This window comes from Streptomyces sp. NPDC107498 (genome assembly GCF_055582805.1).
In genome coordinates, this window is the sequence record NZ_JBVJPE010000018.1 from 126,459 (window position 1) to 149,395 (window position 22,937).

Genomic DNA, 22,937 nt, shown 5'->3' on the forward strand with positions numbered 1-22,937 from the left:
CGTGAAAGCGCGCACAAGCGCCGTCCTACGATAGGGCCCGTGCAGACCCCCCTCGCCTACATCGCCCAGCGCTGGACCCCGTCCCCCCGGACGCTCCGGCGCGCCGCGCTCGCCGCCGTCGTGATGAGCGTGCTCATCATCGTCACCGGCGGCGCGGTCCGGCTGACCGGTTCCGGTCTCGGCTGCGACACCTGGCCGAAGTGCACGGACGACAGCCTCATCGTGACGCCCGAACAGGGCTACCGGGGCGCGATCGAGTTCGGCAACCGGATGCTGACGTACGTCCTGTCGGCCGCGGTCGGCTGGGCGATCGTCGCCACCCGCTCCACCAAGCCGTGGCGGCGCGGACTCACCCGGCTCGGCTGGGCCCAGTTCTGGATCGTGATGAGCAACGCCGTCATCGGCGGCATCACGGTGTGGATGGGCCTCAACCCGTGGACGGTGGCCGGCCACTTCCTCGCCGCGAACTCCCTGCTCACGGTCGCCGTCATCACCTGGCACCGCACCGGCGAGGGCGACACCGCCCCCCGGCCGCGCGTGCCGCGCCCGGTCCGGAAGCTCTCCTGGGCGATCACGATCGTCTCCGCGCTGCTGATCGTGCTCGGCACGACGGTGACCGGCGCCGGCAAGCACGCCGGCGACAGCAGCGACGTCCCGCGCATGCCGTGGAACTGGACGAACGCCGCCCACGTCCACGCGATCGCCGCCTGGGTCGTCTGCGCCCTGGCGCTCGCCATGTGGCTGGTCCTGCGCGTGGTGGACGCCCCCGACGACACCAGGGCCCGCTCCCGCGACCTGCTGATCGTGCTGGTGGGCCAGGGGGCGATCGGTTACGTCCAGTACTTCACGGGCGTCCCGGAGCTCCTGGTCGCCGCCCACATGCTCGGCTCCTCGCTGATGTGGATCGCCGTCCTGCGGCTCGCCCTGAGCCTGCGCGAGCGTCCGCCCGTCGACCCCGGCATCCCGGCCCAGGCGGACCCGGAGCTGGCGACCACGGCCTGACGGCCCTTGGATCCACGGTCCCGTGGCCAGGCCCCCGTGTCCAGGATCCGGAATCCCGACGGGTCTACCGGCCCCCCGCGAGCCGGTAGACCCGTTTCGCGTTGTCCGCCGCGATCATCTCCGCCACCCGCTGCGCGTCCCTGCGGGACCACGCGCCGTCCATGACCCACTCCCCGAGCACCCGGACGAGCGCCGAGCGGAACGCGCTCGCCGCGACCACGTGGAGCTCGGGCAGCCCCCGGGCGCCGCTGGAGAACAGCAGCTTGCCGAACGGAGCCCGCTCCAGGACCTCGGCGAGGACGGCCGCCGCCCGGGCCCCCGTGTGGGCGAGCACGGGGCCGAGGTCGGCGTACACGTGCGGGTGAAGTCCGGTCAGGTGGGCCGCCGCCCGGTGGTGCGGATAGGCGTGCAGCAGGACGAGGTCGGCGCCGAGCCCCGCGGTCGCGGCGGCGAAGCCGGCCAGGACGGCCGGGTCCCGGTCGCCCGTGTGCAGCTGGAGGGGGCGCCCGGCGGTGACCGCGGTCCAGAGGAGGTGCCGCAGCAGGACGGGGTCGGTGAGCGGGCCGCCGCCCGGGCGGCCGGCCAGCCAGCGTCCCGCCGCCCCGCGCACCTCGCCCGGACCGGGCGGCTCGGGCGCGCTCGCGAGCCCGCGGCGCACTCCCGCGGCGGAGGCGAGGGCCACGGCGCCGGCGGCGGCCCCGTGGACGGCCTCGGCGAGGTTCGCGAGGAAGGCCTCGACGGTGTCCGAGGCGTCGGCGACCCGCTCGGCGAGGGGTTCGAGGCGGACGATCTCGTGGGCCTCGGCGGCGCCCGCGGAGCCGAGTTCGGTGGGGGGCGTGAGGTCGCCGGGAAGCCCGGTGTCGACCAGGTAGGTGGAGATCCCGGAGGCACGGAGGAGCCGGCGGCCGGCCTCTGCGGTGCCGAGTTCCCGGCGGCGGGCGAGGTAGCGGGCGGGCGGACAGTGCGGCTCCAGACCGAGGAGCGGCGGGCACCAGCGGCGCACGGCGAAGCCGGTCTGGGTGTCGAAGAAGGTCGTGCCCGCGGCGGGCGGTGCGGCCGCTCCGCCCAGGTGCGCGCCGAGGTGGGCCTCGAAGGTGCCGAGGCCGAGCTCCGTGCGGAGCACCCCGTGGCAGTACTGGTCCACCAGGTACGGCGTGTCGATCATCTCGGGGGGCTCCCTGCGTGGACGTGTCTCCACACGTCCTAACGGGTGAGCCCCGCGCGAGGTTGTCGCCTCAGCCTGCGGAGGCTCCGCCGATCTGGATGCCGGCCATCCGGGTCCACTCGTACGGGCCCGTGGCGACCTTGGCGGCGAACTCGCCGTCGAACTCCTCGTGGAGGGTCAGACCGGCCTTCTCGGCGGCCAGCCGCGCGACCTCGTACGTGGGGGCGACGAGGTCGCCCCAGCCGCCGTCCGTGCCGACCAGGACGATCCGGGTGCCCGCCTGGCCGATGTGCGCGAGGTGCCCCTCGGAGCCGCCGTGCGCCTTGGAGAAGGCCTGGATCTCCTTGGCGAGCCTGGCCGCCCTGCGCTCTTCCTGCTTCGTTTCTGCCATGACACGGATGCTACCGAGGGGTAGATCACGTGGCGACGGCCGGGCCGTGTGGGCTGTCCCACGTGGCCTGGCCGTCATCCGGTGCTTCTCGAACGAGCGCTGCGCCCTAGCGCAGGAAGGGGTCCACCGCGACCGCCACGAAGAGCAGCGAGACGTAGGTGATGGACCAGTGGAAGAGGCGCATCTCCTTGAGCTTGGCGCCCGTCACCTCCGCCTTGGCGCGGTTCAGGAGCGCGTGCGCCTCCCAGAGCCACCAGCCGCCGGTGAGCAGCGCCACGGCGGTGTAGAACCAGCCGGTGTAGCCGAGCGGGGTGAGCAGCAGGGAGACGGCGACCATGACCCAGCTGTAGATCACGATCTGCTTGGCGACGACCTTGTTGGAGGCGAGGACCGGCAGCATCGGCACGCCCGCGCGTGCGTAGTCGTCCTTCACCTTCATCGACAGCGGCCAGTAGTGCGGCGGCGTCCAGAAGAAGATGACGAGGAAGAGGATGACCGCGGCCCACGACATCGAGTTCGTCACGGCCGACCAGCCGATGAGCACCGGCAGACAGCCGGCGATGCCGCCCCAGACGATGTTCTGCGCGGTGCGCCGCTTCAGGATCATCGTGTAGACCACGACGTAGAAGAGGAGCGCGCCGAGCGAGAGCGCGGCGGAGAGCCAGTTGACGAGCAGGCCGAACCAGACCGTGGAGACCACGGCGAGGGTGAGCCCGAAGACGAGGCCCTCGCGCGGGGTGAGCACGCCGGTGACCAGCGGGCGCTGGGACGTGCGGTCCATCAGGGCGTCGATGTCCCGGTCGATGTACATGTTCAGCGCGTTCGCGCCGCCCGCCGAGAGGTAACCGCCGAAGCAGGTGGCGAGCACCAGCCAGAGGTTCGGCACGCCCTGTTCGGCGAGGAACATCACCGGAACGGTCGTGATGAGCAGCAGTTCGATGATCCGCGGCTTGGTCAGCGCCACGAATGCCTTGACGCGGGCCCCGAACGGCCTATGGCCCCCCGGGCTGGGAGTCAAGACGACCCCTGCGGGTCGGGACTCGACGGCCGTCACGCACACCCCTGACAGAGAAATTCCCAGCAAGCTCCCCGAGTGAGGACGGGGTAAGGCTTGCGCGTACCACGCCACTGTAGACGTTGCCCAGACGCCGATCTTCGCGGGGGTGGGGTCGTGTTGGCGGGGTACGTCCCAAGGGGTGGACACGGTTCGGGGGCGGCTCCGGGCACACCTCGGGAGGCGAACTCGTACGGCCACCGGCACTCTTGCTGTGTCCTTTCATTTCTCCGCTCATTTGAGGGGCATGAACACGAAAAGAGGGGCGTTCCGCGGGGGTAGGCTCGACAACGCCGGTACACCCTCAGTCACCGGCTCAAGACATGTGGAGAGGAGCCCTGACCCAGGGTGAGCACTAAGCCGACCACCACAGACCTCGAGTGGACCGAATTGGACCAGCGGGCCGTCGACACCGCCCGCCTTCTGGCCGCGGACGCCGTACAGAAGGTCGGCAACGGCCATCCCGGTACGGCGATGAGCCTTGCGCCGGCCGCGTACACCCTCTTCCAGAAGGTGATGCGGCACGACCCGGCCGACCCCGAGTGGGTCGGGCGCGACCGGTTCGTCCTCTCCGCCGGCCACTCGTCCCTGACCCTCTACACCCAGCTCTACCTGGGTGGGTTCGGTCTCGAACTGGACGACCTGAAGGCCTTCCGCACCTGGGGTTCGAAGACCCCGGGCCACCCGGAGTACGGCCACACCGCCGGCGTCGAGACGACCACCGGCCCGCTGGGCCAGGGCGTCGCCAACGCCGTGGGCATGGCGATGGCCGCCCGCTACGAGCGCGGCCTGTTCGACCCGGAGGCCGCCGACGGCACCTCGCCGTTCGACCACCGGATCTACGCGATCGCCGGTGACGGCTGCCTGCAGGAGGGCATCTCCGCGGAGGCGTCCTCGCTCGCCGGCCACCAGAAGCTCGGCAACCTGATCCTGCTGTGGGACGACAACCACATCTCGATCGAGGGCGACACCGAGACCGCCGTGTCCGAGGACACGATGAAGCGGTACGAGGCGTACGGCTGGCACGTCCAGCGCGTCGAGCCCAAGGCCGACGGCGACCTGGACCCGGCCGCGCTGTACGCGGCGATCAAGGCCGCCGAGGCCGAGACCGAGCGTCCGTCGTTCATCGCGATGCGCTCGATCATCGCCTGGCCCGCGCCGAACGCGCAGAACACCGAGGCCGCACACGGCTCGGCGCTCGGCGACGAGGAGATCGCGGCCACCAAGCGCGTCCTGGGCTTCGACCCGGAGCAGACCTTCGAGGTCTCCGACGAGGTCATCGCGCACACCCGCGCGCTCGGCGACCGCGGCCGCGAGGCCCGCGCCGCGTGGGAGAAGCAGCTCTCCGAGTGGCGCACGGCCAACCCGGAGCGCGCCGCCGAGTTCGACCGCATCCAGGCGAACGAGCTGCCGGCCGGCTGGGCCGAGAAGCTCCCGGTCTTCGAGACCGGCAAGGGCGTCGCCACCCGTGCCGCCTCGGGCCAGGTCCTCAAGGCGCTCGGCGCGGTCGTCCCGGAGCTGTGGGGCGGCTCGGCCGACCTCGCCGGCTCGAACAACACGACGATCGACAAGGACTCGTCGTTCCTGCCGGAGGGCAACCCGCTGCCGGAGGCCGACAAGTACGGCCGCACGATCCACTTCGGCATCCGCGAGCACTCCATGGCCGCGGAGATGAACGGCATCGCGCTGCACGGCAACACGCGCGTGTACGGCGGCACCTTCCTGGTGTTCTCCGACTACATGCGCAACGCGGTGCGCCTTTCCGCGCTGATGCACCTGCCCGTGACCTACGTCTGGACCCACGACTCGATCGGTCTGGGCGAGGACGGCCCGACGCACCAGCCGGTGGAGCACCTCGCCTCGCTGCGCGCGATCCCGGGCCTGAACGTGGTCCGTCCGGCCGACGCCAACGAGACGGCGCTCGCCTGGCGCGAGATCATGCAGCGTCACACCAAGGTCTTCGGCAAGGGCGCCCCGCACGGTCTGGCGCTCACCCGCCAGGGCGTGCCGACGTACGCCCCGAACGAGGACACCGTCAAGGGCGGCTACGTGCTCTTCGACGCCGAGGGCGGCGAGGCGCAGGTCGTGCTGATCGGCACGGGCTCCGAGGTGCACCTGGCCGTCGAGGCCCGGGAGCGGCTCCAGGCCGCCGGCGTCCCGACCCGGGTGGTCTCGATGCCGTCCGTGGAGTGGTTCGAGGAGCAGGACCAGGCGTACAAGGACTCGGTCCTGCCGCCGTCGGTCAAGGCCCGTGTCGCGGTCGAGGCCGGCATCGGCCTCACCTGGCACAAGTACGTCGGTGACGCCGGCCGGATCGTCTCCCTGGAGCACTTCGGTGCCTCGGCGGACGCGAAGGTCCTCTTCCGGGAGTTCGGGTTCACGCCGGAGGCGATCGTCGCCGCCGCCCGGGAATCCCTGGCCGCCACCGCGCGCTGACGTCCGTACGTACGACTTAATTGGAGATGCAACTCCCATGACAGACGCTCTCAAGCGCCTCTCCGACGAAGGCGTCGCGATCTGGCTGGACGACCTCTCGCGCCAGCGGATCACGTCCGGCAACCTGGCCGAGCTGATCGACCAGAGCCACGTGGTCGGGGTCACCACGAACCCGTCCATCTTCCAGAAGGCCATCTCGGAGGGGCACGGCTACGACCAGCAGCTCGCCGACCTCGCCGCCCGCAAGGTGACCGTCGAAGAGGCCATCCGCATGATCACGACGGCGGACGTCCGTGACGCCGCCGACATCCTGCGGCCGGTCTTCGACGCGACCGACGGCCAGGACGGCCGGGTCTCCATCGAGGTCGACCCCCGTCTCGCCCACGACACGGCCGCCACCACCGCCGAGGCCAAGCAGCTGGCCTGGCTGGTGGACCGTCCCAACACCCTGATCAAGATCCCGGCCACCGAGGCGGGTCTGCCGGCGATCACCGAGGTCATCGGCCTCGGCATCAGCGTCAACGTCACGCTGATCTTCTCGCTGGAGCGCTACCGCGCGGTCATGGACGCCTACCTGGCGGGCCTGGAGAAGGCCCGCGAGCGCGGCCTCGACCTCTCCAAGATCCACTCGGTGGCCTCCTTCTTCGTCTCCCGCGTGGACACGGAGATCGACAAGCGCCTGACCGCCCTCGGCACCGACGAGGCCGCGGCGCTCAAGGGCAAGGCCGCCCTGGCCAACGCCCGGCTGGCCTACGAGGCGTACGAGGAGGTCTTCTCCTCCGACCGCTGGGCCGCCCTCGACAAGGCGCAGGCCAACAAGCAGCGTCCGCTGTGGGCGTCGACCGGCGTCAAGGACCCGGCGTACAAGGACACCCTGTACGTCGTGGACCTGGTCGCTCCCGGCACGGTGAACACCATGCCGGAGGCGACCCTGGAGGCCACCGCCGACCACGGCGAGGTCTCCGGCGACACCGTCCGCGGCACCTACGGGCAGTCGCGCGCCGAGCTGGACGCCGTCGAGAAGCTGGGCATCAGCTACGACGAGGTCGTCCAGCTCCTGGAGGACGAGGGCGTCGACAAGTTCGAGGCGGCCTGGAACGACCTGCTCAAGTCCACCGAGGCGGAGCTCCAGCGCCTCGCACCTTCGGAGGCGTAAGCACTTTGAGCGCAGTCCACGGAGCCAACCCGCTCCGTGACGCCGCAGACCGACGGCTCCCGCGCATCGCGGGGCCGTCGGGCCTGGTGATCTTCGGCGTCACGGGCGATTTGTCCCGTAAGAAGCTGATGCCTGCCGTCTACGACCTGGCCAATCGCGGCCTGCTGCCGCCGGGCTTCTCGCTCATCGGCTTCGCCCGCCGCGAATGGGCGGACGAGGACTTCGCGCAGGAGGTCTACGAAGCCGTCAAGCAGCACGCGCGCACCCCCTTCCGCGAGGAGGTGTGGCAGCAGCTGATCCAGGGCATGCGGTTCGTCCAGGGCGACTTCGACGACGACACGGCCTTCGAGCAGCTCAAGTCGACGATCGAGGAGCTCGACAAGGCGCAGGGCACGGGCGGCAACTTCGCCTTCTACCTGTCCGTGCCGCCGAAGTTCTTCCCGCTCGTCGTCCAGCAGCTCAAGAAGCACGGCCTGGCCGACCAGAAGGACGGTTCCTGGCGCCGCGCGGTCATCGAGAAGCCCTTCGGCCACGACCTGGTCTCCGCCAAGGAGCTCAACGAGGTCGTCCACGAGGTCTTCCCGCCCGAGGCGGTCTTCCGGATCGACCACTACCTCGGCAAGGAGACCGTCCAGAACATCCTGGCGCTCCGCTTCGCCAACACGCTCTTCGAGCCGATCTGGAACCGGTCGTACGTCGACCACGTGCAGATCACCATGGCCGAGGACATCGGCATCGGCGGCCGCGCCGGCTACTACGACGGCATCGGCGCCGCCCGTGACGTCATCCAGAACCACCTGCTCCAGCTGCTCGCGCTGACCGCGATGGAGGAGCCCGCCTCCTTCGACGCCGACGCGCTGGCCGCCGAGAAGACCAAGGTCCTCGGCGCGGTGAAGCTGCCCAAGGACCTGGGCGAATCCACGGTCCGCGGCCAGTACGCGGCCGGGTGGCAGGGCGGCGCGAAGGCCGTCGGCTACCTCCAGGAAGACGGCATCGACCCCCAGTCGAAGACCGACACCTACGCGGCCGTCAAGCTGGAGATCGACAACCGCCGCTGGGCGGGCGTCCCGTTCTACCTGCGGACCGGCAAGCGCCTGGGCCGCCGCGTCACCGAGATCGCGGTCGTCTTCCAGCGCGCCCCGCACTCCCCCTTCGACCACACCGCGACCGAGGAGCTCGGCCGCAACGCCATCGTGATCCGGGTCCAGCCGGACGAGGGCGTGACGGTGCGGTTCGGCTCCAAGGTGCCCGGCACCCAGATGGAGATCCGGGACGTGTCGATGGACTTCGCGTACGGCGAGTCCTTCACGGAGTCCAGCCCCGAGGCGTACGAGCGGCTCATCCTCGACGTCCTGCTCGGCGACTCCAACCTCTTCCCGCGGGTCGAGGAGGTCGAGCTGTCCTGGAAGATCCTCGACCCGATCGAGCAGTTCTGGGACACGCACGGCAAGCCCGCGCAGTACCAGTCCGGGACCTGGGGTCCGGTCGAGGCGGACGAGATGCTCGCACGAGACGGCAGGAGCTGGCGCCGGCCATGAAGACCGACCTGACGGACACCACGTCCTCCAAGATCAACAAGGCGCTGGTGCTCGGGCGGCGGGCGATCGGCACGCCGGCCGTCGGCATGGTGCTCACCCTCGTGATCGTCACCGACGAGGAGAACGCCTACGACGCGCTCAAGGCGGCCAACGAGGCGTCCCGCGAGCACCCCTCGCGGACCCTCGTCGTCATCAAGCGGGTCTCGCGCTCCCCGCGCGACCGTTCCAACGCGCGGCTCGACGCCGAGGTCCGCCTCGGCGCCGACGCCAGCACCGGCGAGACGGTGGTGCTCCGGCTGTACGGCGAGGTCGTCGACCACGCCCAGTCGGTGGTGCTGCCGCTGCTCCTCCCGGACGCCCCCGTCGTCGTCTGGTGGCCGGTGAACGCGCCGACCGACCCGGCGAACGACCCGCTGGGCGCGCTCGCCCAGCGCCGGGTGACCGACACGTACGCCGCCGAGCAGCCCATCCACGAGCTGACCGCGCGCGCGGACGCGTACACCCCGGGCGACACGGACCTCTCGTGGACCCGGATCACCCCGTGGCGCTCGATGCTGGCCGCCGCGCTCGACCAGGTCGTGTGCGAGGTCACCTCGGCCGAGGTGGAGGGCGAGGAGTTCAACCCGAGCGTCGAACTGCTCGCGATGTGGCTCGCGGACCGGCTGAAGGTGCCCGTGCGGCGCTCGAAGTCGGCCGGGCCCGGTCTCACCTCCGTGCGGATGGAGACCGATGCCGGCCCGATCGTGCTCGACCGGCCGGACGGCTCGCTCGCCACGCTCTCCATAGAGGGCCAGCCCGACCGTGCGGTGGCGCTCAAGCGCCGCGAGACGGCCGAGCTGATCGCGGAGGAGCTGCGCCGGCTCGACCCGGACGACACCTACGCGACGGCGCTCAGGTTCGGCTTGGAGCGGCTCGAGGAGGAGGCGGCGGTCACCGCCCCCCGGACCGTCGTGGACACGGCCGTCGAGACGGTCGTGGACCCCGCCGGGCAGCCTGCCGAGGAGACGGCCGGGGAACCGGCTCCCGCGGCCAGGTCCGCCTCCAAGAAGGCTCCGGCCAAGAAGGCGGCCAAGTGAGCACCCCCCAGCTGGTCGTCCACCGCGACAAGGAGCTGATGGCCGAGGCCGCCGCGGCCCGGCTGATCACGAAGATCGTGGACGCCCAGGCCGCCCGCGGCTCCGCCTCGGTCGTGCTCACCGGCGGCCGCAACGGCAACGGCCTGCTCGCGGCGCTCGGTTCGGCGCCCGCACGGGACGCGGTCGACTGGTCGCGGCTCGACCTGTGGTGGGGCGACGAGCGGTACCTGCCCGAGGGCGACCCCGAGCGGAACGTCACCCAGGCCCGTGCCGCGCTGCTCGACCGGGTGCCGCTCGACCCGGCGCGGGTGCACGCCATGCCGGCTTCGGACGGGCCGTACGGCGACGACGTCGACGCCGCCGCCGCGGCGTACGCGGAGGAGCTGGCCGCCGCCGTGGGTCCCGGTCCGTATCGATCAGCGACGGGCGCCGCGGGCGGCGGGGTGCCGACCTTCGACGTGCTGATGCTGGGCGTCGGCCCGGACACGCACGTGGCCTCGCTCTTCCCGGAGCTGCCGGCGGTCCGCGAGACCGAGCGGACGGTGGTCGGGGTGCACGGCGCGCCGAAGCCGCCGCCGGTCCGGATCTCGCTGACCCTCCCGGCCATCCGGGCGGCGCACGAGGTCTGGCTGCTCGCGGCCGGAGAGGACAAGGCGAAGGCCGCCGCGATCGCGCTGTCGGGCGCGGGCGAGGTGCAGGCCCCGGCGGCCGGCGCCCACGGGCGCGCGCGCACGCTGTGGCTGCTCGACGCGGCGGCCGCGTCGGAGCTGCCGCGGAGCCTGTACCCGCCGGCCTCGGCCTGACCTCACGGCCCTGACCTCACGGAACGGAGGCCCGGTTCACCTGGCGGTGGGCCGGGCCTCCGGCGTGTGCACGGGCTCCAGGAACGGCGCGAGGAGCCCCGGTACGGCCTCGGCGGCGAAGGCGAGGCCCTGGGCCTCGCCCGCGTCGTGCACCGCGTAGGCGCCCGCTCCGGCCGCCGTGGTGGCGGTGAGGGTCAGGACTCCGGCGCGCCGCTGGAAGTACGACTGCCTGACGGTCCAGCCGATGACGCCGGAGCGCTGGAGGGCGACCGTCGTCCGCCGGACCGTGCCCGAACGGGCCACCAGGAAGCCGCCGCTGACGCCGTGTCCGAGGGCGCGGTACGCGTCGAGGGCGAGCAGCACGGCGACCGGTCCGAGGACGAGGGCCCAGCCGGCCGCCGCGTACAGCAGGACCGGCGTGAGGAGCGGGCCGAGGGCGGCGAGGACCACGGCGGGGCCGAGCACGCCCCCCAGGGCGCGGCGGAGCCGGCGCGCGCGGGCGGCCCGGGGGTGGGCGGCGAGGGGCGCCCCGGTCGGCGGCTCCGGCTCGCGCAGCACCAGGGCGACGACCCGCTCGGCCCGCTCCCGGGGGGCGGCGGGCAGCAGGTTCTTCAGGTCGGCATGCTCGTCCTCGTCGTCCTGGGCGAGGCCGGTGGCGACGGCGTCGACGCGGGCGGCGCCGAACAGCCGCACGCCGAGCGGCTCGACGAGCTCGATCCCGCGCAGCCGGCGCTCCTCGAGGGTGACCGACCGGGCGGTGAGCAGACCCCGGCGGACGCGGAGGGTGCCGCCGGGCTCGCGCTCCAGGCGGTAGTTCCACCACATCTCGATCCAGAGTCCGAGGGCACCGACGGTCCCGGCGACGGTGGCGAGCAGGACCAGGTCGACGATCGTCCAGGTCAGGGAGGTGTCCCGGAAGCGGTCTCCCAGCCAGTCGATGACCTCGGCCTGGGCGCCGAACCAGTCGCTGACCTGGAGGACGGCGCCGGCCGCGGCGCCGCCCAGGGCGGGGGCGAGGAAGGAGACGGGGGCGTAGCGGATCCAGCGCGGATCGAGGGCGGCCAGGACGTCGCCGTCGTCCGGCTCCCCGGAGACGGCGGCGCGGGCGAGGAGCTCCCGGCGGAGCCGCTCGCCCTCGGCGCGGGTGACCAGGTCGAGCTCGAGGGTGGACTCGCCGCCGGCGGTGCTCTCGCCGGTGCCGATGCGGACCTTGACGAGGCCGAGGACGCGCTGGAGGGGGTTGGCGGTGAGGTCGACGCTGCGGATCCGCTCCCGGGCCAGGGAGCGGCGCTTGAGCAGCAGGAGCCCGGTGTGGAGGTCGACCCGCTCGGGGCCGACGCGGTAGCGGGTGCGGCGCAGCCGGACCCAGTCGGCGGCCGTGCCGACCAGGACGAGCAGGGCGACGCCCGCGAGGACCAGGGCGACGGCCTGCCCCAGGGGTCTGCCGCCCGAGAGGCCGGCCACGGCCGGGAGGGCCGCGCCGCCGGCCACCCCGCACAGGACGGCGGCGCCGGCGAGCAGCGTGCGCGGGTCGAGCCGCCGCCACTCCTCGGTCACGTGGCGTCCCCGGGGGTGGCCCGGGTGAGCGCCGTGAGCCGCTCGGCGAGCTCGGCGGCGAGCTCGTGGTCGAGGCCCCCGATGCGGATCGCCCCCTTGGCGGAGGCGGTGGTGACGGTGACGGTGGCGAGCCGGAACGTCTGCTCCAGCGGGCCGCGCACGGTGTCGACCGTCTGGATCCGGGACATCGGGGCGATCCGCCACTCCTGCCACAGGGCGCCGGTGCGCACGTAGACGGCCTCGTCGGTGACCTCCCAGCGGTGCACCCGGAACCACAGGGCGGGGAGGAACGCGGTGCAGGCGAGGCCCAGGGCCGCCACGGCCGCGGCCGCGAGCAGCAGCCAGGGCCGGGCGGGCCCGAGGAACGCCCCCAGGACGGCGAGCACCGCCACCGGTGCGGCGGTGGTCGCCAGGAGCCGGCTGCGCCACCAGGCGACGGCCCGCTCGTCGACGGCGTTCCTTGGCGGCCGCAGCCGCACCGCGTCCTCCCCCCTCATCCGGCTACCGTCCGCGCAGCGAGCGGTAGGCCGAGACGAGTCCGGCGGTGGAGCTGTCGAGCTGCTCGGCCCCCTCGCCCGTCGTCAGGACCGGCTCGATCTTCTTGGCGAGGACCTTGCCGAGTTCGACGCCCCACTGGTCGAAGGAGTCGATGTTCCAGACGGCGCCCTGGACGAAGACCTTGTGCTCGTAGAGCGCGATCAGCTGGCCGAGGACGGACGGGGTGAGCGCGTCGGCGAGGATCGTGGTGGTCGGGTGGTTGCCCTGGAAGGTCTTGTGCGGGACGAGCTCCTCCGCGACGCCCTCGGCCCGCACCTCCTCGGGCGTCTTGCCGAAGGCGAGCGCCTGGGTCTGGGCGAAGAAGTTGGCCATGAGCAGGTCGTGCTGGGCGACGAGCCCGGACGGCAGGTCCTCGACGGGGCGGGCGAAGCCGATGAAGTCGGCGGGGATGACCTTGGTTCCCTGGTGGATCAGCTGGTAGTAGGCGTGCTGGCCGTTGGTCCCGGGGGTGCCCCAGACCACGGGTCCGGTCTGCCAGTCGACCCGGTTGCCCTCGCGGTCCACCGACTTGCCGTTGGACTCCATGTCGAGCTGCTGGAGGTAGGCGGTGAACTTGGACAGGTAGTGGGAGTACGGCAGGACGGCGTGCGACTGGGCGTCGAAGAAGGCGCCGTACCAGACGCCGAGGAGGCCGAGGAGCAGCGGCGCGTTCTCCTCGGGCGGGGCGGTGCGGAAGTGCTCGTCGACCAGGTGGAAGCCGTCGAGCATCTCGCGGAAGCGCTCCGGGCCGATGGCGATCATCAGCGAGAGGCCGATGGCGGAGTCGTAGGAGTAGCGGCCGCCGACCCAGTCCCAGAACTCGAACATGTTCGCGGTGTCGATGCCGAACTCCTCGACCTTCTCGGCGTTGGTCGAGAGGGCCACGAAGTGCTTGGCGACGGCCTCCTGGCCGGCGCGCAGCTCGGTGAGGAGCCAGTTCCGCGCGGAGGTGGCGTTGGTGATCGTCTCGATGGTGGTGAAGGTCTTCGAGGCGACGATGAACAGCGTCTCGGCGGGGTCGAGGTCGCGGACGGCCTCGTGGAGGTCGGCGCCGTCGACGTTGGAGACGAAACGGAACGTCAGGTCGCGCCGGGTGTAGGAGCGCAGGACCTCGTAGGCCATGGCGGGGCCGAGGTCGGAGCCGCCGATGCCGATGTTGACGATGTTCCTGATGGGCCGTCCGGTGTGGCCGGTCCACTCGCCCGCCCGGACCTTGTCGGCGAAGGCGGCCATCTTGTCGAGGACGGCGTGGACGCCGGGGACGACGTTCTCCCCGTCGACCTCGACGACGGCCCCGCGGGGGGCGCGCAGCGCCGTGTGGAGGACCGCCCGGTCCTCGGTGGTGTTGATCTTCTCGCCGCGGAACATGGCGTCGCGGAGCTCGGCCACGCCGGTGACGGCGGCCAGTTCGCGCAGCAGGGTCAGCGTCTCGCCGGTGACGAGGTGCTTGGAGTAGTCCAGGTGGAGGTCGCCGACGCGCAGGGTGCAGTCGGTGCCCCGCTCCGGATCGGCGGCGAACAGTTCGCGCAGATGGGTGTCGCCCAGCTGCTCACGGTGCTTGCCGAGGGCCGCCCACTCGGGCAGCCGGTTGAGCCTGTTGCGGCCTTCGCTTGTCATCTCGGACATCGCCCACTTCTTCTCGTACTGCTTGTCTGCCCCGCTGCCCTCCCAACCTAATTGATCAGGGGGCCCAGTGAGGCGACGGCGAGCGCGAACAGCGCCGCCGCGAGGAGGGCCGGTGCGTGCGGTCCCGGGCCGGCGGCCGCGGCGCCGCCGAGGAGGGCGCCGAGCGGCGTGCCCGCGACGGCGAGGGTGCGGAAGGCCGCGGCGATGCGGCCGAGCATCCCCTCGGGGGCGCGCTCCTGCACGAGGGTGGTCTGCTGGACGTTCCACACGGTCCCCATCAGGCCGAACACCGCCATGGCCCCGATCGACACCCCGAGGACGGGCACCGCGCCCATCAGGACCAGGCAGGCGGTCTGGACGGTTCCGGCGAGGAACACGGCGCGCACGCGTCCGGTCCTCTCGGCGATCCGCCGGGCCGGGAAGCCGCCGGCGACGGCGCCCAGGGCGTAGGCCGTGACCGTGGCGGCGTACGCCGTGTTCCCCGCGGTCCCCGCCGGACGGCCGTCGTTCACGTGGACGACGAGGGTGGCGATGAGGGCGCCCATGCCGATGTTGCAGAGGGTGGTCGCGGTGCAGAGCCGGCGCAGGAGCCGGTCCGCGCGCAGGACGGCGAGGCCCTGGGCCATCTCGGCGCGGAGCGTGGAGCCGGCCGGCCGGGGCGGCCGCTCGGGCGCGCCGGTCCGCAGGGAGGCGACGAGGAGCGCGGCCAGGACGTACGTGAGCGCGTCGGCCGCGTACGGGACGGCCGCCCCGGCGAGGAGCAGGACGGGCACGGCGGGTCCGGCGAGGAGACCGCCGGCGAGCTGCTGCCCGGTCGTCAGGCGCGCGTTCGCCCCGGCCAGGGCCTCGGCGGGGACGAGCGCCGGGAGCAGGGCGGTGGCCGCGTTGTCGAAGAGGGTCTGGAGGGTGGTGAGGGCGAAGGCGAGGACGAGCAGCAGGGCGAGGGAGGCGTGTCCGAGGGCGACGGCGGCGGCGAAGGCGGCGACGAGTCCGGCGCGGACGAGGTCGACGGCCCACATGGCCCGCCGCTGGTCGACGCGGTCGGCGACGGCGCCGCCGAGGAGTCCGAAGAGCAGCCAGGGCAGGAAGCCGCAGGCGGTGACGGAGGCGATCAGGAGGGGGTCGTCGGTGAGGGAGGCGGCGAGCAGCGGTGACGCGGCGGTGCGCAACGAGTCGCCGAACCGGGAGACGACCGCGGCCGTCCACAGCCGTCCGAAGCCGCCCCGCCAGGCGGGCGCGGTCCTGCCGCCGCCCACTGCCTCCGTCGTCGCCACGGTGCCCCCTCGGTCCGGCGGTTCCCCGTCGTGCCGACCGTAGGGGACGCCACTGACAACGCCGCTCGCTCGGCGGACGGGCCCCGGCGGCACGCGAACGGGCCTTGTCCGCGAATCGAGTTCGCGGGCAAGGCCCGTTCGTCACACCGTCACACCGCGCTTCAGATCTCGCCGCGGAGCTTGGCCAGCGCCTCGGCGAGGATCGCCTCGCCGTCCGCGTCGCTGCGTCGCTCACGCACATAGGCGAGGTGGGTCTTGTACGGCTCCGTGCGCGGCGGGTCCGGCGGGTTGTCCCGGTCCTGACCTGCCGGGAAGCCGCAGCGCGGGCAGTCCCAGGTGTCCGGGACAGCCGCGTCGCTGGCGAAGCTCGGCTGTGTCTCGTGCCCGTTCGAGCACCAGAAGGAGATGCGGAGGCGCGGTGCCGACTCGCCCCGCTCGGCCTCCCCCATCGGCCCCGCTCCGACCCGGCTTCCCCGGATCGCGTTGCCACTTGCCACGGTCGTAACTCCCTGCGTGATGGTGCTCGAAGATGCCCCAGTCTACGTAAGGCCCAACGCGCGTCCAGTGATTGGAGTTACCCGTCCAACTTCATCAGCAGACCGAGTACCACAATGCAGGCGAACCAGCAGAGACCGACCACGACCGTGATCCGGTCGAGGTTCCGCTCGGCGACCGAGGAGCCGCCGACGGAGGACTGCATGCCGCCTCCGAACATGTCGGAGAGGCCGCCGCCCTTTCCCTTGTGCATCAGCACGAGCAGCATCAGCAGCGCGCTGAAGACGATCAGGGCGATCGAGAACCCCATAACCACGGCTGGACCAACTTCCTCGGACTTATACGGACGGGGGCCGGGCACCTGCCCGACCCCCGCAAGGGTACGACGTAACTCCGCTACCGCATACTCACTGGTCGCGGAAGCGCACGATCTTGACGAACTCGTCGGCGTCCAGCGCCGCGCCGCCCACCAGGGCGCCGTCGACGTCCGGCTGCGCCATGATCGCGGCGACGTTGCCGGCCTTGACCGAGCCGCCGTACTGGATGCGGACCTTGTCGGCCAGCTCCTGCGAGTACAGCTCCGCGAGGCGGCCGCGGATCGCCCCGCAGACCTCCTGGGCGTCCTCGGGAGTGGCGACCTCGCCGGTGCCGATGGCCCACACCGGCTCGTACGCGATCACGATCGTCTCGGCCTGCTCGGCCGGGACGTCCTTCAGGCCGCCGTCGATCTGGGCCAGGGTGTGCTCGACCTGGTTGCCCGCCTTGCGGACGTCCAGGCCCTCGCCGACGCAGAGGATCGGGGTCACGCCGTGCTTGAAGGCGGCCTTCACCTTGGCGTTGCAGACCTCGTCGTCCTCGGCGTGGTACTGGCGGCGCTCGGAGTGGCCGACGGCGACGTAGGCACACTTCAGCTTGGACAGCATCAGGCCCGAGATCTCGCCGGTGTAGGCGCCGGAGTCGTGCTCCGAGATGTCCTGGGCGCCGTACTTGATCTTGAGCTTGTCGCCGTCGACCAGGGTCTGGACGGACCGCAGGTCGGTGAAGGGAACCAGGACCGCGACCTCACAGGCGTCGTGGTCCTTGTCGGTCAGGGCGAAGGCGAGCTTCTGGACGTGGGCGATGGCCTCGAGGTGGTTGAGGTTCATCTTCCAGTTGCCCGCCATCAGCGGGGTGCGCGTGGTCATAAGGGGGTCAGTCCTCCAGTGCGGCGAGGCCGGGAAGCGTCTTGCCCTCGAGGTACTCGAGGGAGGCGCCGCCGCCGGTCGAAATGTGGCCGAATGCCTTCTCGTCGAAGCCCAGGGTGCGGACGGCCGCGGCGGAGTCGCCACCGCCGACCACCGTGAAGGCCGGGGAGTCGACGAGCGCCTGGGCGACGGCCTTGGTGCCCTCGGCGTAGTCGGGGTGCTCGAAGACGCCCATCGGACCGTTCCAGAAGACGGTGGCCGCGTCGGCGAGCTTCGAGGCGTAGAGCTTACGGGTCTCCGGACCGATGTCCAGGCCCTCCTGGTCCGCCGGGATGGCGTCCGCGGCGACCGTGGTCGGGTGGGCCGGAGCCTTGGTCTTCAGGTCGGGGAACTCGGGCGAGACCAGGACGTCGACGGGGAGCACGAACTCCACGCCGCGCGCCTCGGCGCGCTTCAGGTAGTCCTTGACCGCCGGGATCTGGTCCTCCTGGAGCAGCGAGATGCCGACCTCGTGGCCCTGGGCCTTGAGGAAGGTGTACGCCATGCCGCCGCCGATGAGGATGCGGTCGGCCTTCTCCAGGAGGTGGTCGATCACGCCGAGCTTGTCGGAGACCTTGGCGCCGCCGAGCACGACCACGTACGGCCGCCGGACGTCGTCGGTGAGCTTCTTCAGGACGCCGACCTCGGTGGCGATGAGGTGGCCGGCGTAGTGCGGCAGCTTGCCCGGGAGGTCGAAGACCGAGGCGTGCTTGCGGTGCACGGCGCCGAAGCCGTCGCCGACGTACAGGTCGGCGAGGGCGGCCAGCCGGTCCGCGAAGGCGCCGCGCTCGGCGTCGTCCTTCGAGGTCTCGCCGGCGTTGAAGCGGAGGTTCTCGATGACGGCCACCCGGCCGTCGGCGAGGCCCGCGACGGTCTCCCGGGCGGAGTCGCCGACGGTGTCGGTCGCGAAGGCCACCTCGGCGCCGAGCAGTTCGCCGAGGCGCGCGGCGGCCGGGGCGAGCGAGAACGCCGGGTCCGGGGCGCCCTTGGGGCGGCCCAGGTGCGAGGCGACCACGACGCGGGCGCCGGCGTCGGCGAGCGCCTTGACCGTGGGGACGACGGCGCGGATGCGGCCGTCGTCGGTGATGGTGGTGCCGTCGAGCGGCACGTTGAGGTCGGCGCGGACGAACACGCGCTTGCCTTCGACGCCCTCGTGGAGAAGCTCGTCGATCGTCTTCATCTGTTAACAGACTCCTTGGTACGCGGTGGAGCACACAAACAGGGCTCGCACAGCGCGGCATTGCGCTGCCCGAGCCCTGCTCACATCGAAAACCTGCCCTGAACCCTAGAGCCTAGAGCCGGCCGCCGACGAAGACGGTGAGGTCGACGAGACGGTTGGAGTAGCCCCACTCGTTGTCGTACCAGCCGAGGATCTTGACCGTGCTGCCCTCCTGGACCATCGTCAGGGAGGCGTCGAAGGTGCAGGACGCCGGGTCGCTGACGATGTCCGAGGAGACGATCGGGTCCTCGGTGTAGAAAAGGATTCCCTTGAGGTCGCCGTCGTCGGCGGCCTTCTTGAACGCGGCGTTGACCTCGTCCTTGGTGACCTCGCGGTCGAGGGTGACGACCAGGTCGGTGGCGGACCCGGTCGGGACCGGGACGCGCATGGCGATGCCGTCGAGCTTGCCCTTGAGCTGCGGGAGGACCAGGGCGGTGGCCTTGGCGGCGCCCGTCGTGGTCGGGATGATGTTCTCCGCGGCGGCGCGGGCGCGGCGCAGGTCCTTGTGCGGGAAGTCCAGGATGCGCTGGTCGTTGGTGTACGCGTGGACCGTGGTCATCAGGCCCTTGACGATGCCGAAGTTCTCGTCGAGGACCTTGGCCATCGGCGCGACGCAGTTGGTGGTGCAGGACGCGTTGGAGATGACGTCGTGCTGCGCCGGGTCGTACTTGTCCTGGTTGACGCCCATGACGACGGTGATGTCCTCGTCGGTGGCCGGAGCCGAGATGAGGACCTTCTTGGCGCCGCCGGCGAGGTGCTTCGCGGCGTCCGCCCTCTTCGTGAAGATGCCGGTCGACTCGATGACGATGTCGACGCCCAGGTCGCCCCAGGGGATGTCGGCCGGGTCGCGCTCGGACAGCACCTTGATGGTGTGGCCGTCGACGGTGATGGTGTCGGCGGTGTGGGTCACCTCGGCCTTGAGGCGGCCCAGGATGGTGTCGTACTTCAGCAGGTGTGCGGTGGTCGCGGTGTCACCCAGGTCGTTGACTGCCACGACCTCGATGTCGGCACCCTGCTCAAGGAGCGCGCGGAAGTAGTTCCGGCCGATGCGGCCAAAGCCGTTGATGCCTACGCGGATCGTCACGAACCGATCTCCTCGTTAGGTACGCCGGTGTGCTCGACGCCGGCGAGATTTTTGTTTTTTGGGATGTCCCCGACCGCTTACGACCCTACCTCCCCCGCCGCCGGTGGGTGACATCCTGCACATCCGGATGAGCCCGGAAAGTAAGGAAGAACGGCCGACGGCCCGCCCCTACCGCCGGGTACGGGCCGCCTTGGGACCTTTGTCCCCACTACGCTCCGTCAGCGCCGGAGCGCCCCGAGGGCACGGCCGACGACCCGTGCGCGCTCCGCCGCGCCGGGCACGTGCTCCAGGCCGTAGCCGAGGAGGACGGTGTCACGCGTGGTGACCGCCGCCCGGGAGTGGAAGAGCGCCGCGGAACGCGTCCAGTCGGAGGCGTTGCCGGGGCTGCCGGCCGGGGCCCCGGGCGTGGACCAGGCGCCGAGGGAGGTCTCGAAGCCCTCCGCCTCGGTGGTGGCGTCGGTGACGAACCGAGTGTCGTCGACGAAGGCGCCCGTCTCGCCCGTACCGGGGTCGGAGACGTACGAGATCGCGAGCTCCACCTTCCTGCCCGCCCAGGCGCTCAGGTCGACGGAGGCCTGCCGCCAGCCGTTGGAGGGGCCGGTGAAGGCGTTCCAGGAGCCGGTGGTGCCGCTGGCCGCGCAGTCGTCCTCGCCGACGGTGAGGTAGTGGGCGAGGAAGGGGTGGCCCCGGACGTAGTAGCCCTCGCCGCAGTCGGCCGGGGGCTGGGCGGAGGTGCCGCCGTTGAGGTCGGGCAGCGTCGTCCAGTCGTCCTGGCCGACGGTGTGGGCCTCCACGACGAGGTTGTCGTAGCCGGGCTCGGTGTCGTAGCTGACCTGGAAGTCCAGGCGCGGCCGGGACGCGGCGGCGGTGCCGGTGAGGTCGACGGTCCTGGCGAGCCGGGCCCAGGTGTCGTCGGCGTGCTTGACGGCCGCGAAGGCCGATCCCTCGGCGGGCTCGAAGGGGGTGCGGATGCCCGGGTAGTCGCCGGCGGGGGCGCTGCTCGCGAACTGCGGGAAGTCCTCCGGCTTCAGCGTGTCCGAGGTGACGGTGTACGCGCCCGCGTTGTCCAGCGGGTTGTCTGCGGCGGCGCCGAGCGTCGCGCCGACGCCCGCGAAGGCGCCCGTGCCGGTGAAGGCGGGCGGGTTCTTGAGGCCCGCGCGGTGGTAGGCGCCGAGGTAGTACTGGGCGAAGTCGTTGGTCTCGGCCGGGCCGACCTCGGTGAGCCCGCCGGACTTCTCACCGGCGTTGATCAGCTTGCCGCCCTCGTTGAGGTAGGCGCGGACGGCGAGCTGGGCGTCCCCGGAGGGGCGCTCGGCGCCGGTGTACCAGACGACGGTGCGGAAGTGGGAGAGCACGCCGAGGGCGTCCGGGGCGCCCTGGGTGGCGACGTCCCAGACGGCGGCCCCGCGGCCGTTGTCGGCGAGCGCCCGGACGTACGCGTCGGCGTGCCGGGCGGCGGCGGTGCCGCCCTCGTCGGCGAGGACGAGCACGTCGCCGCGGGGGCGCTCGGCCACCCGGTAGGTGAAGGGGGCGGAGGAGGTGGCGCGGCCCTCGCGGGTGCGGGCGGTGAACCGGACCTCGACGGAGTCGCCGGGACGGGCTCCCTCGACCTCGGCGCGGTACTCGTCGAAGTAGAGATTGTCGTCCCCTCCGAAGGTCTCGCCGCCCTTCCAGGCCTTGAGCCCCTCGCTGTGGGCGCGACCGCCGTTGATCCGGTACGTGAGGGTCTTGCCGCGCAGCGACTTGCGCGCGGTGACGGCGACCTGCTGCCCCCGGCCCCGGGCGTAGGAGGTGGTGAAGGTCTTCGGGGTGAGGTCGGGGGCGTCGATGCCGACCGGGGAGACGGGCCGGTCCGGGTGGGCGGTGGTCTCGGCGACGGCGAGCGCGAAGGGGACGTTCTTGGCGAACTCGGCCTGGATCAGCTTCTCGTCGTCCGGGAAGGTGAAGACGGAGGCGCAGTCGGCCGGGTTCCAGGCGTCGTTCGGGTCGACGCGGGAGGCGGTGGCGCAGGTCGACATCTCCGGGGTGAACATCTGCGTCCCGTTGACGTTGGCGGCGTGTCCGTCCGCCTCGCCGTTGGTGATGTACAGCTCCGAGGAGACCTGCGGACGGTAGCCGGGCACGGCGGACTTCTGCGGGGTGCCGGCGAGGGCCTTGAGGGCCACGTCGTCGGGCGTGTCGGTGGCGACCTGCCAGCCGACGCCGTACAGCAGGAGCTGGGCGGCCGAGTGGTAGTTGACGCCGTACGCGAAGCCGATGCGCTTCTGGAAGGCGTCGAGGGCCCTCGTCTCGGGCTCCGACATGGGGTCCTTGCCGCGGAAGGTCTCGTCGGCCGGGTCGGGGGACGAGCCCTCGTTGTCGTAGCCCCACTTGTAGGCGAAGTTGCGGTTGAGGTCGACGCCGTCGCCCGGGCCGAGCTTCCCGTCGCCGTCGTTGTCCCGGAGGTTCTTCCGCCACTGGCGGTGGGCGGGGTCGGCGTGCGTGTAGTCGTAGCCGTCGGGGTTGGCGGAGAGCACGAACCACAGCTCGGTGGAGTCGACGATCCGGGTGATCCGCTCGTCCTTGCCGTAGCCGTCGAGGTAGTGGTGCATCAGCCGCCGGGTCATCTCGGGGGTGATCCACTCGCGCGCGTGCTGGTTGGACATGTACAGCGTGGCGGGCTTCGAGCCGTCCTCGGCGCGCCGGGCGCCCTTGGTCAGCTTGAGGGCGAGGATGTCCTGGCCCTTGAGGGTCTTGCCGATGGAGACGACCTTGGTCAGGCCGGGGTTGGCCCGCGCGGTGTCCAGGATCTCCTGCTTGAGGCCGTTCGGTCCGCCGTACGGGCGGAAGACGCCGTCCCCGGCGGCGGCGACCCGCTTCTCGGCCTGGGCGGTGAGGCTGTGCTCGGCGATCTCGACGCCCTGGCCGCGCAGCTGCCCGGCCTGCCGGCCGGTGAGGAAGAGCTCGACCGTCGCGGAGCCCTTCGCCGGAACCTGCTCGGTGAGTTCATGGGCGTCGGCACCGGCCTCGACGAGCAGCGGGACCTGCTCCTCGGTGACCTCGGCCCGCCACACGGAGAGGGCGTCGCCGCCGTCCCGGTCGTTCGGCTGTGCTCCGGCGACGGGTGCCGTCGCCACTCCCGCGATCAGCAGTGAAGCCGCGGCGAGGATCGATCTCGCTCTGCGTCTCATGTGCCCCCCTTGCTGTTGTCTGCCTCGAAGGTGAACAGACGCCAGGCTCTTGGGCGCCCATGGGACTGTCAAGGGTGCCTCGCGGAGGGCGCGAAAAAGCTGCCGGTACCTCAGAAAGGCACCGGCAGCGC

Annotated in this window: 19 protein-coding genes; 6 read left to right on the forward strand and 13 right to left on the reverse strand. The window is 71.9% G+C overall.

Features of this window, described 5'->3' with window-relative positions; all coding sequences use genetic code 11:
• The first annotated feature begins 30 nt into the window (after positions 1–30).
• Positions 31–1,002: a COX15/CtaA family protein gene (locus ACZ66Z_RS27800; protein ID WP_469938127.1), complete on the forward strand. Its 972-nt coding sequence runs from the start codon at positions 31–33 to the stop codon at positions 1,000–1,002.
• A gap of 64 nt (positions 1,003–1,066) precedes the next feature.
• On the opposite strand, the gene ACZ66Z_RS27805 is transcribed toward ACZ66Z_RS27800, so the two are convergent.
• The 3 genes from ACZ66Z_RS27805 to ACZ66Z_RS27815 form a co-directional block, all read right to left on the reverse strand.
• The gene (locus ACZ66Z_RS27805) at positions 1,067–2,167 is read right to left on the reverse strand and encodes an amidohydrolase family protein (protein WP_469938092.1); all 1,101 of its coding nucleotides are present in this window, start codon (positions 2,165–2,167) and stop codon (positions 1,067–1,069) included.
• A 70-nt stretch (positions 2,168–2,237) separates the two neighbouring features.
• Positions 2,238–2,558 (reverse strand): hypothetical protein, encoded by a 321-nt coding sequence (locus ACZ66Z_RS27810; RefSeq protein WP_469938093.1) that lies wholly within the window; start codon positions 2,556–2,558, stop codon positions 2,238–2,240.
• A 106-nt stretch (positions 2,559–2,664) separates the two neighbouring features.
• Positions 2,665–3,612, reverse strand: coding sequence for a heme o synthase (locus tag ACZ66Z_RS27815; protein ID WP_469938094.1), 948 nt, complete (start codon positions 3,610–3,612; stop codon positions 2,665–2,667).
• A gap of 348 nt (positions 3,613–3,960) precedes the next feature.
• Here ACZ66Z_RS27815 and tkt point away from each other — a divergent pair, with 348 nt between their 5' ends.
• From tkt to pgl, 5 genes are read left to right on the forward strand one after another with little or no spacing between them, the layout of a single operon-like run.
• Complete coding sequence (gene tkt, locus ACZ66Z_RS27820; RefSeq protein ID WP_469938095.1) at positions 3,961–6,048, forward strand: transketolase; 2,088 nt, start codon at positions 3,961–3,963, stop codon at positions 6,046–6,048.
• A 37-nt stretch (positions 6,049–6,085) separates the two neighbouring features.
• Positions 6,086–7,204 carry a transaldolase gene (gene tal / locus ACZ66Z_RS27825; protein WP_469938096.1) on the forward strand — a complete coding sequence of 373 codons (1,119 nt, stop codon included), beginning with the start codon at positions 6,086–6,088 and terminating at the stop codon, positions 7,202–7,204.
• Between the two features lie 5 nt (positions 7,205–7,209).
• Positions 7,210–8,742, forward strand: a complete 1,533-nt coding sequence (gene zwf, locus ACZ66Z_RS27830) for a glucose-6-phosphate dehydrogenase (protein ID WP_469938097.1) — start codon at positions 7,210–7,212, stop codon at positions 8,740–8,742.
• Entirely contained in the window at positions 8,739–9,818 is a 1,080-nt protein-coding gene (gene opcA, locus ACZ66Z_RS27835) for a glucose-6-phosphate dehydrogenase assembly protein OpcA (RefSeq protein WP_469938098.1), read from the forward strand. Before zwf ends, opcA begins: the two co-directional genes overlap by 4 nt.
• Positions 9,815–10,621: a 6-phosphogluconolactonase gene (pgl, locus tag ACZ66Z_RS27840; RefSeq protein ID WP_469938099.1), complete on the forward strand. Its 807-nt coding sequence runs from the start codon at positions 9,815–9,817 to the stop codon at positions 10,619–10,621. Before opcA ends, pgl begins: the two co-directional genes overlap by 4 nt.
• 36 nt (positions 10,622–10,657) lie before the next feature.
• On the opposite strand, the gene ACZ66Z_RS27845 is transcribed toward pgl, so the two are convergent.
• From ACZ66Z_RS27845 to ACZ66Z_RS27890, 10 genes are all read right to left on the reverse strand, one after another.
• A complete protein-coding gene (locus ACZ66Z_RS27845; RefSeq protein WP_469938100.1) occupies positions 10,658–12,178 on the reverse strand; it encodes a PH domain-containing protein in 1,521 nt (506 codons plus the stop codon).
• A complete protein-coding gene (locus ACZ66Z_RS27850) occupies positions 12,175–12,675 on the reverse strand; it encodes a PH domain-containing protein (RefSeq protein WP_469938101.1) in 501 nt (166 codons plus the stop codon). Before ACZ66Z_RS27850 ends, ACZ66Z_RS27845 begins: the two co-directional genes overlap by 4 nt.
• 4 nt (positions 12,676–12,679) lie before the next feature.
• A complete protein-coding gene (gene pgi, locus ACZ66Z_RS27855; protein WP_469938102.1) occupies positions 12,680–14,341 on the reverse strand; it encodes a glucose-6-phosphate isomerase in 1,662 nt (553 codons plus the stop codon).
• A gap of 47 nt (positions 14,342–14,388) precedes the next feature.
• The gene (locus ACZ66Z_RS27860) at positions 14,389–15,615 is read right to left on the reverse strand and encodes an MFS transporter (protein ID WP_469938103.1); all 1,227 of its coding nucleotides are present in this window, start codon (positions 15,613–15,615) and stop codon (positions 14,389–14,391) included.
• Between the two features lie 161 nt (positions 15,616–15,776).
• A complete protein-coding gene (locus ACZ66Z_RS27865; protein WP_078908267.1) occupies positions 15,777–16,112 on the reverse strand; it encodes an RNA polymerase-binding protein RbpA in 336 nt (111 codons plus the stop codon).
• A gap of 77 nt (positions 16,113–16,189) precedes the next feature.
• Positions 16,190–16,420, reverse strand: a complete 231-nt coding sequence (gene secG / locus ACZ66Z_RS27870) for a preprotein translocase subunit SecG (RefSeq protein WP_030692491.1) — start codon at positions 16,418–16,420, stop codon at positions 16,190–16,192.
• Positions 16,421–16,517: 97 nt separating this feature from the next.
• Positions 16,518–17,294, reverse strand: a complete 777-nt coding sequence (gene tpiA / locus ACZ66Z_RS27875; protein WP_469938104.1) for a triose-phosphate isomerase — start codon at positions 17,292–17,294, stop codon at positions 16,518–16,520.
• A 7-nt stretch (positions 17,295–17,301) separates the two neighbouring features.
• Positions 17,302–18,513: a phosphoglycerate kinase gene (locus ACZ66Z_RS27880; protein WP_469938105.1), complete on the reverse strand. Its 1,212-nt coding sequence runs from the start codon at positions 18,511–18,513 to the stop codon at positions 17,302–17,304.
• Between the two features lie 112 nt (positions 18,514–18,625).
• Positions 18,626–19,636, reverse strand: coding sequence for a type I glyceraldehyde-3-phosphate dehydrogenase (gene gap / locus ACZ66Z_RS27885; RefSeq protein ID WP_469938106.1), 1,011 nt, complete (start codon positions 19,634–19,636; stop codon positions 18,626–18,628).
• Between the two features lie 218 nt (positions 19,637–19,854).
• Entirely contained in the window at positions 19,855–22,806 is a 2,952-nt protein-coding gene (locus ACZ66Z_RS27890; protein ID WP_469938107.1) for a M14 family metallopeptidase, read from the reverse strand.
• Positions 22,807–22,937 lie beyond the last annotated feature (131 nt).

Excerpts from the sequence above, each read along its gene's own strand:
- tpiA (WP_469938104.1), bottom strand. The coding sequence starts at position 17,294 with ATGACCACGCGCACCCCGCTGATGGCGGGCAACTGGAAGATGAACCTC.
- ACZ66Z_RS27850 (WP_469938101.1), bottom strand. The coding sequence starts at position 12,675 with ATGAGGGGGGAGGACGCGGTGCGGCTGCGGCCGCCAAGGAACGCCGTC.
- ACZ66Z_RS27880 (WP_469938105.1), bottom strand. The coding sequence starts at position 18,513 with ATGAAGACGATCGACGAGCTTCTCCACGAGGGCGTCGAAGGCAAGCGC.
- secG (WP_030692491.1), bottom strand. The coding sequence starts at position 16,420 with ATGGGGTTCTCGATCGCCCTGATCGTCTTCAGCGCGCTGCTGATGCTG.
- pgi (WP_469938102.1), bottom strand. The coding sequence starts at position 14,341 with ATGTCCGAGATGACAAGCGAAGGCCGCAACAGGCTCAACCGGCTGCCC.
- tal (WP_469938096.1), top strand. The coding sequence starts at position 6,086 with ATGACAGACGCTCTCAAGCGCCTCTCCGACGAAGGCGTCGCGATCTGG.
- ACZ66Z_RS27890 (WP_469938107.1), bottom strand. The coding sequence starts at position 22,806 with ATGAGACGCAGAGCGAGATCGATCCTCGCCGCGGCTTCACTGCTGATC.
- ACZ66Z_RS27805 (WP_469938092.1), bottom strand. The coding sequence starts at position 2,167 with ATGATCGACACGCCGTACCTGGTGGACCAGTACTGCCACGGGGTGCTC.
- opcA (WP_469938098.1), top strand. The coding sequence starts at position 8,739 with ATGAAGACCGACCTGACGGACACCACGTCCTCCAAGATCAACAAGGCG.
- ACZ66Z_RS27810 (WP_469938093.1), bottom strand. The coding sequence starts at position 2,558 with ATGGCAGAAACGAAGCAGGAAGAGCGCAGGGCGGCCAGGCTCGCCAAG.